Genomic DNA, 8109 nt, shown 5'->3' with positions numbered 1-8109 from the left:
GTCGAGGCCGTAGAGCTCGGTCAGGCGTTGCAGCGAAAGCTTGCGAGTCGCCGCTGTCCGCTTGCCCAGGCAGTTGTGCTCCATGACGGCATCCGCGTAGTCCTCGCGGCTTACTTCGCCGGCAGCCGCATCCAGGAGATGGCTCAGCTCGTCGAGCATGATCGTGCGGCTCGTATGGGTGCCCCGATCGCCCGAACGGAACCCCCAGACCATGGCCTGGCTGTCGGTTAACCCGGTAATCCCTGCTTCGAAGTTCAGATCGGATATTGCGCCCATGGCGGGGGACTATATCTAGCCTGTAAAAGATTTCAAGTTCGCCGGCAAACTAGCCGGCGAACGGCAACAAGCGAGTATTCTCCAATCCATAAATGAGTCTGAAGAGAGGGTGAGAGAGCGTTCTGTCAGCCGGTTTTCAGAGTCCGTCCATGAATGGTTTTGAAGCGTTTCTGGCGGGCCTTTGTAGTTGGTCCGCCGCCTGGTTGTCGCCGATGACCGAAAAGGCCACCGCCTGGGTGCCTGACAGGAAAGCTACAAGTTGATCAATGGTCGTTAAGTCTTCGAGTTTCATGATGGTTTTCATCCCCCATCAGGAACAGATCTCCTTCCGGCTTCAGACTCATTTTGGAATTGGAAAAGACTCCCCCACTCGACATAGAATGGCAGCGTATTGCCATCCCAGGTGCCTTCGGCGCAATGGCAAAGATAGGTTTCGAAGTGCTCTTGTACCACTCTATAGAGTACTGTCTTGCTGGGATGCGTTGGGTGGTATGGACACAGATTGGCGGCGCGGAGATTTGGTTTACAGCGGTGAGAGATGAGCGATGAGCAAGCGCGGAGCATGAACCCCAGGGCCAAGGTCAATGTTGACACCTACCGTGACGACAGATTGTATCCGCGAGTCGCGCAAGCCGTCGGGGAGTTGCTCGTCAAGGGCGACGTAGTGGCGCCAGTCGATGTTCTGGTCCGCATGGGGCTCCTCAAGCCGAAGCGCCTTGAGGACTGGCGCCGAGGCCGGGTCCCCTATCTGGAGAAGGTCATCGACTGCAATCTCAACTGTCTGTCGAAGCTGCTGCAGATCCTACGTTTCTACGCCCACGACATGAACCTTGTTCCTTCTGCCACGGCCTACATGCGCTGGGGCAAGGGGCCGAAGCAGCGCGTCCGATTCACCAAGACCGGAGATCCCCAGCTCGAGGAGGCCTACGCCAGGCACTTCGTGTGGCCGGGCAAGGGCCCGTTCCATGCCCCCCTAGCGAGCAACGCGGAGCCCCGTGACGGGGGTCCAGAACGGGAAGTACCAGACAGCCTGGCCAGGGAGTGACGGACTTGCACAAAAGGACGAAAAAGACAGGCGGAAAAAGGCGAAAAACCAGCAAGGTGGCAGGGCGCCCGGTCCGTCAAGCCTCTCAATCGAAGCAAGACCTCGATACAAAGCTCTCCGAGATCATCAAGGAGATGGCGATGCGTCTGCTCAATATGCCGCATGCCGCCGTCTCGGAACCCGCCGCCATGGCGGTCTTGATGCTGGCCGGCGCCGCATGGAACAGCGCCATTGGCGACAATGCCATGCGGAAGCAGCACCGCAAACTCGTCGAACAGATCGACTGGCGCGGTGTGACCCCTTGGTCCGAGCTACGTTCCGACGACACCGAACGGCTCATCGCCGAACTCGTCGAGTATAAGCGCGAGCACTATCCGGACGACCTTCGCCGTGTCGTGGCAACCGAGATGAGTTCGGAAGGAAATGTCCGGGTTCACTGGACCGAACCGGAACAGGTCGTCACTGAAAAACTCGAAGCTGCGACCACGCAGGCCAAGGTCACCAAGGCAAGGCGCGGCCATCCCATCGCAGACAAGCTCGTCAAGAAAATGAACCGGTACGCCCGTGGGAAGGTCGTCGATCTCAAGGCGGCGATGCTCGGCAAGAAGAACGCCGAGGACCTGCAGAAGACGGTGGCGACCCGGGAGAAACTGGCCGACTTGCATCCGGCCCACGCCGTCTACGTCTACGCCCAAAACCAGGTCTCGGTGATGTCGGAGCAGCTCACGGCGCTGAAAGAGATGGGTCGCTTCGTCAAGCTGCTCGGCAAGGCCGAGGACGAGTACATGCCGAGCGGTCCACCGATGAGCCCGCTGACGCCCTCGTTCTTCACTTGCTGGGCGTTCTTCGACGCGTGCGTCGGGTTGGCCGAAGAGACCATCGGAACCACGACCATGGCGGTGGGCTCCGCCTTTGGCATGCACGACGAGTTGGTCCGCGTCATCGGGTTGATGCAGGACTCGCGGATGGGCGTCTTTGTTCATGAGGGTGTCGACAAAGACACAATTGTGCTCCGCGAGCTCGTGACCGACAGAGTGTGCAGAGCCATCTGTCCATCCGGGTACCGCGGCCGAAAAGGTGAGCTTTGGTACGTCCGCGTGCTCCCTCCACCCGTCCCGGGCCTGGAAGAGCATGTCGTCTTCACGACCCCCTATCTGTTGATCAGGCCGAGTGAGCACGAATGGCAGGCGTACTTTCGTAGGACGCTACCCAACGCCCCAAGCGTGGAGCGCATCGCCAAGTACGAGCACCACATGAAGTTCGGACCGGCGCGTGACTACTGGTCCGAGTTCGTGTTCGAGGCGTACGTGAACCACCGTTTGGACGTCATCTTTCTCGCCGGATTGCCTGACGTTGCCGAGAGCCGACCGCACTCGATGATTAACAGCCAATGACGCAGCTCGCCCTCGCCAGCGGTCCCGAATCAGGCGAAACCCTCGTCTGCCGGTTGACACCCAGTGGTCGTATCGACGTCCAACCGGGATCGCCCGAGGACGGCCCGTTTCTGACGCCCAAGACCGCGCAACAGATCATCGAGGCATTCAACGATGGCCGCGGCAAGGGGGTGTTGCACCTCGGCGCGGCAGAGCTGCTGACAGATCTCCACCCGTCACTTTCGTACTGGCGCGATGTCGGGCGAGCATTCGTTGGCCGGGTGTGCGGCGCACTCGACCCGACCGACCCAGAGTCGCTCGTCGTCCCCGATCCGGACCCCGACGAGATCACGGCCTTGGCCCAGGCCGTGCCGCCGATGCAGGGCGGCGAGATCCTTTCGGCCACGCTCCTGGGTGACATCTGGTCCGATCTGGGCACGACCCTAGCGGCCGAGGCCAAGGGTTACAAGGACGGCGTCCAGGGTTACTTGAACAAGCACAGCTCGGTCTGGAACGTGGTGGGCCGCGTTTGCTTCCACCTGGCCGAGAACAAGCGCGATCCCGAGTTTCCTTTTGCCTTCATCGCCACCTATGTCCACAAGGTTTCCAAGCAGGCCAAGCCTCAGCACCTGCCGCTGGGCAGGGCGCTCAAGGACTACGCCGGGACCAAGAACCGCCAGAAGCTGCTCGCTTTGCTCGCTCCCCTCTCACGGGCAGCCGAACAGAGTGCTTTCATCCGCGAGCTGGTCGACGCCGGCGACATCTACCACCCGCTGTCGTGGTCGCCCAAGGAGGCCCATCGGTTCCTCTGCGAGATCGCACTGTACGAGCAGGCCGGGCTGGTCGTGCGCATGCCCGATTGGTGGAGCGCCAAGAACAAGCCCCGCCCCAAGGTCTCGGTTTCGGTCGGCGGCAAAGCGCCATCGACTCTGGGGATGGAAGCGCTCTTGGACTTCGATGTTCGTCTGACTCTGGACGGCAGGAATCTCTCGAAACGGGAAATCGAGGAACTGCTCACAGCCAGCGATGGCCTCGTGCTGATCAAAGGCAAGTGGGTCGAGGTCGATCGCGAGAAGCTCTCGCAGGTACTCGATCAGTGGCATGACGTCCAGATGCAGGCCCAGGCTGGCGGGGTCAGCTTTGGCGAGGCCATGCGCATGCTCTCCGGCGCCCGCCTGGATGGCGATGACGAAGGGTTCGAAGACGCACGGCCCGACTGGTCGGAGGTCATTGCCGGCAAGTGGCTCTCGTCCAGGCTCGATGCGCTCCGCTCGCCCGAGCTGCGAGCAGACATCGAAGCCAACGCGGGCCTCACCGCCGAGCTTCGTCCCTATCAGAAACTGGGCGTACAGTGGCTCTCGACCCTGCGTAGCCTCGAACTTGGCGGTTGCCTGGCCGACGACATGGGCCTGGGCAAGACGATTCAGGTACTCGGGATACTATCCTTGAGCCAGCGCAACAAAGAGCGGGGCACCGACCTCTTGGTGGTCCCCGCATCGCTCGTGGACAACTGGCGCTTGGAGGTCGAGCACTTTGCGCCCGGCCTGAAGGTGCTCATCGCTCACCCGTCGCGCATGCCTTCTCCTGAGCTAAGGAAGCTGCCTGGAAAACACGTCGATGCCCACGACGCAGTGATCACGACCTACGGAACCGTCATGCGCACTGAATGGATAAGGGAGCGCTCCTGGCGTAACGTGATTCTCGACGAGGCCCAGGCCATCAAGAACCCCGGCGCGAAGCAAACCAAGGCGGTCAAGGCGATGAACGCGAGCTGGCGTTTGGCGCTGACGGGCACGCCGGTGGAGAACCGCCTCGGTGATCTGTGGTCGCTTTTCGACTTCTTGAACCCCGGTCTCTTGGGATCGGCCAAGGCCTTCAACCGGCTTTGCAAGTCGATGGCGTCGAGCAAGCAGGGCTATGCGCCGCTGCGCAGGCTGGTGCAGCCATACATTCTCAGGCGACTCAAGACCGACAAGAGCGTTATCTCGGACCTACCCGACAAGACTGAGGTCAACGCATACTGCCTTCTGACCAAGAGGCAGGCTGCGCTGTACCAACAATCTGTCGACGAGATGAGAAGAGCCATCGTGGGGCTCGACGGCATCGAGCGACGTGGTATAGTTCTTGCTTTCCTGATGCGTTTCAAGCAGATCTGCAACCATCCTTCCCAGTGGCTGGGTGACGGCGGATACGAAGCGGCGGACAGCGGCAAACTCGCCCGATTGGGCGAGTTGTGCGACGCCATCGCCGCCCGCCAGGGAAAAATGCTGGTGTTCACCCAGTTCCGCGAGATGACTGAGCCGCTGGCGGGGTTCTTGGCCGAAATCTTCGGCCAGAATGGCCTCGTATTGCACGGCGGCACACCGGTCAACAAGCGCCAGGGTCTGGTGAAGAGCTTCCAGGAGGACGACCGCGTGCCTTTCATGGTGCTATCGCTCAAGGCAGGAGGGACTGGTCTGAATTTGACTGCAGCCTCGCACGTGATCCACTTCGACAGGTGGTGGAACCCCGCGGTCGAAAACCAGGCTACTGACCGCGCTTTTCGCATCGGCCAGAGGAAGAACGTGCTCGTCCACAAATTCGTCTGCCGAGGCACGGTGGAGGAGCGCATCGACGAAATGATCGCCAAAAAGCAGAAGCTTTCCGACGAGGTCCTGTCCGGCGGTGGCGACTCCGCGCTGACCGAGATGAGTAACGAGGAACTCCTATCGATGGTGTCCCTCGATCTGAGCAGCGCGCTGGAGGGATAGTAAGAACAGCGCAGCCAGCAGAATGCCGGCTCGCGTATCGCGAATAGAGGTGAGCCCATGGGCAGATACTACGAGAGCGACTGGTCTCCATACGTTCCGGTGGCGGAGCGTCGGCGGCGCGCGGCACAGAAGATCGCCAAGATGAAGAAGGCAGGTCAGGATGTCTCGCCGGTCGAGATTGTGGGTCGCAAAATCGCCGAGACCTTCTGGGGTGACACCTGGTGCAAAAACCTCGAAGCCTACAGCGACTACTCCAATCGTCTCCCCCGCGGGCGCACCTATGTGCGCAATGGCTCGGTTCTCGATCTACAGATCGAGGCCGGACGTGTTCGCGCGCTCGTCAGCGGTACGGACTTGTACACCGTGGATATCAAGATCAAGCCGCTGCCAGAGAAAAGGTGGGAGGAGATCACGGGGCGATGCGCGGGCCAGATCGATTCGCTGGTGGAGCTTCTCCAGGGCTCCATCTCCAAGGGCGTAATGGAGATCGTCACCCGCAAGGGTGAGGGACTGTTTCCGTCCCCACGCGAGATCACGCTGAGCTGCTCCTGTCCTGACTGGGCCACCATGTGCAAGCACGTGGCCGCGACGCTGTACGGCATCGGCGCTCGCCTCGACCACGAGCCCGAGCTGCTGTTCACCCTGCGCGGGGTCGACCCAGCTGACATGGTGGAAGCCGCCATCGATCAGCCAACGGCCGCCGGTAAGATACGCAAAGGTCGCGTGCTCGAGACCGACGAGCTGTCGTCGGTCTTCGGCGTCGACATCGACATGGATGGAGAATCATCCGGGGAGGCAACGACTCCGCTCGCACCCGCCAAGAGGACGCAACGCGCGGCGAAGCCCCGGAAGCCGGCATCGTCCAGGGAGACTAGTAGGAAGACCGCGGCCATTCCGGCGACCAGGAGATCTGCGGCCGCCAAGAAAACCGCTGGCAAGAAGAAAAGCACGACCGCGGAAGCCACCCTGAAAAGGGCTGCGGCAAAGAAAGCCACGGCCATAAAGAAGACATCCAGGAGGAAGCCGGCAGTAAAGAAGGCGGCCAAGCTATCTGGGGAGGAACAGCAGCGTCTGCAGGCTCGCGCGACGAAGTTCGTGGGCGAGTCGCTCATCCTCCGCGAGATTGTCGAAGAGGTACAGCTCGCTCGTGGACGGCTCTACCTCAGGCGAGATCGAGAAGATCAAGATCTGATGGCGCGGATTACGCCCCTCGGTCCGCGTTCGATGCTGCTCGAGACGCCCCATCGCAATTCCTGGACCGAGCACAAGCGCGGTCAGCTCGCGACCGTACTCAAATACGTGGAGAGCGACACCAGAGGAACCTTTCACGGGCTCGGCTCGCTCGTCGCGAGCAAGCGCGGCGCCAAGCCATCAGCCCAGCAGATCCTTCAGCGCGACTTCAACGTCCCTATCCGAGTCCTCGCCAAGCCTGAGTACTGGTACTCGATGCACCGCAAACCGGCGATTGCGGAGATCAACGATACCAAGGACCGCGTACTTGTCCGCTTTACCGCATCCGGAACGTCGGGCTCCTTTCATGGTACCTGCCTCTATGCCCTCAAGGACGGTGAGTGGGGTTGCTACACGATCAAGCCCAGTGCATCGGAGACCATCGCGACGGCCGAGACATGGCTCAACAAGCGTGACTGGGAGGACTGGGGCTGATGCCGGCAGGCGATGCGCAACGAGTCTGGCGAATTGCAGGGTCTCATGGCCAATCTCGTGTTCGTTAAACTGCCGGTTCCGCTCTATCGTTCCGGGAATCCGCAGGCCGCGGTCGGTCTGTCCAACCGATCGATCAACTTCCGAAACATGGAGGTCATCGCCCTGACCACAGAGATCGGCATGGAGGCCGCCAGACTGCGGGCCGATCACGGCCTTCGAACACCGGACGCCATTCATGGGGCCACCCATCTATCAGCTACTTCGCTCACCGACTCCGGTCTGGCTCAAAGCGCCGGGCACGTTCTCCAGGTTTGCTTTCATGCTCAAATGTCTCCTAGGGGCGACAATTGAGTATTTTCCTGAACGCCATGCTAACCTTGGCAGTTAGTTTAACCTAGCGCGTTTACGTCGCCCATTGGTTGTCGGATTAGCTCGAAAATAAACCAGTTGTTGCAGCGGTGGCCACCTGTAACGGTCGGTACCCTGCGTTGGCTGAGCAGCAGAGGCGTCGATCGTCGGCTTGCGGACAAGTACGTCCGGTCCGGCTGGCTGGAACGATTGGGTCACGGCGCCTACAAGCGAGCTGGCGCGACGGTCGACTGGGCCGGTGCAGTCCGCGCCCTGCAGACCGGCCAGATACAGCTTCCTGTTGAGAATCGGGCCCGCGCTGCCGGCGCTCGATGCCGCCAACAAGATCGCCAACGGTTACCCGCAATGGAGCCACCACGCGCTCGCGCCAAGCATCCTCGGTGTCGGCACGCGTGGCTGCCCCAAGGATCTCGGCGAGCTGAGCCCGCAGCGTGCCAGTTAGCAGGGGCAAGCTCTCCCGTGTGAGTGCTTCGTCCGCGAGGAAGTACTCGACGACTGCGGCGGCCAATCGCGTCAGCGTGTACTCACCGGACCGAACGATGCCCGCCCCGTCCACACGGGCCAACATGCGCTGGTCGCGGCGCTGTTGGATGGCGTGCGTCGCCCGCTTGCGCGGTCGCTCCGCGCCCGG

7 protein-coding genes and 2 pseudogenes are annotated in these 8109 nt (G+C 61.4%); 7 read left to right on the top strand and 2 right to left on the bottom strand.

Going from position 1 to position 8109, the window contains the following annotated elements:
* On the bottom strand, nt 1-276 hold a 276-nt coding region (locus tag LJE91_02200; protein MCG6867564.1), incomplete at its 3' end, for a hypothetical protein.
* A gap of 136 nt (nt 277-412) precedes the next feature.
* Nucleotides 413-568 (bottom strand): hypothetical protein, encoded by a 156-nt coding sequence (locus tag LJE91_02195; protein MCG6867563.1) that lies wholly within the window; start codon nt 566-568, stop codon nt 413-415.
* Nucleotides 569-814: 246 nt separating this feature from the next.
* Between LJE91_02195 and LJE91_02190 the strand changes: the two genes are divergently transcribed.
* From LJE91_02190 to LJE91_02160, 7 genes and pseudogenes are all read left to right on the top strand, one after another.
* The gene (locus LJE91_02190) at nt 815-1321 is read left to right on the top strand and encodes a hypothetical protein (GenBank protein MCG6867562.1); all 507 of its coding nucleotides are present in this window, start codon (nt 815-817) and stop codon (nt 1319-1321) included.
* Between the two features lie 140 nt (nt 1322-1461).
* A complete protein-coding gene (locus LJE91_02185) occupies nt 1462-2715 on the top strand; it encodes a hypothetical protein (protein MCG6867561.1) in 1254 nt (417 codons plus the stop codon).
* The gene (locus LJE91_02180) at nt 2712-5444 is read left to right on the top strand and encodes a DEAD/DEAH box helicase (protein ID MCG6867560.1); all 2733 of its coding nucleotides are present in this window, start codon (nt 2712-2714) and stop codon (nt 5442-5444) included. Before LJE91_02185 ends, LJE91_02180 begins: the two co-directional genes overlap by 4 nt.
* Before the next feature lie 57 nt (nt 5445-5501).
* Nucleotides 5502-6212 (top strand): annotated as a pseudogene (locus LJE91_02175) (hypothetical protein).
* A gap of 909 nt (nt 6213-7121) precedes the next feature.
* Entirely contained in the window at nt 7122-7460 is a 339-nt protein-coding gene (locus tag LJE91_02170; GenBank protein ID MCG6867559.1) for a hypothetical protein, read from the top strand.
* A 75-nt stretch (nt 7461-7535) separates the two neighbouring features.
* A pseudogene (locus tag LJE91_02165) lies at nt 7536-7712 on the top strand (AbiEi antitoxin N-terminal domain-containing protein).
* 4 nt (nt 7713-7716) lie between these two features.
* Nucleotides 7717-7920, top strand: a complete 204-nt coding sequence (locus LJE91_02160) for a hypothetical protein (GenBank protein ID MCG6867558.1) — start codon at nt 7717-7719, stop codon at nt 7918-7920.
* Nucleotides 7921-8109: the final 189 nt, after the last annotated feature.

It is taken from the genome of Gammaproteobacteria bacterium (assembly GCA_022340215.1).
GTDB lineage: Bacteria > Pseudomonadota > Gammaproteobacteria > JAJDOJ01 > JAJDOJ01 > JAJDOJ01.
This window is presented reverse-complemented; position numbering and strand designations above follow the sequence as displayed.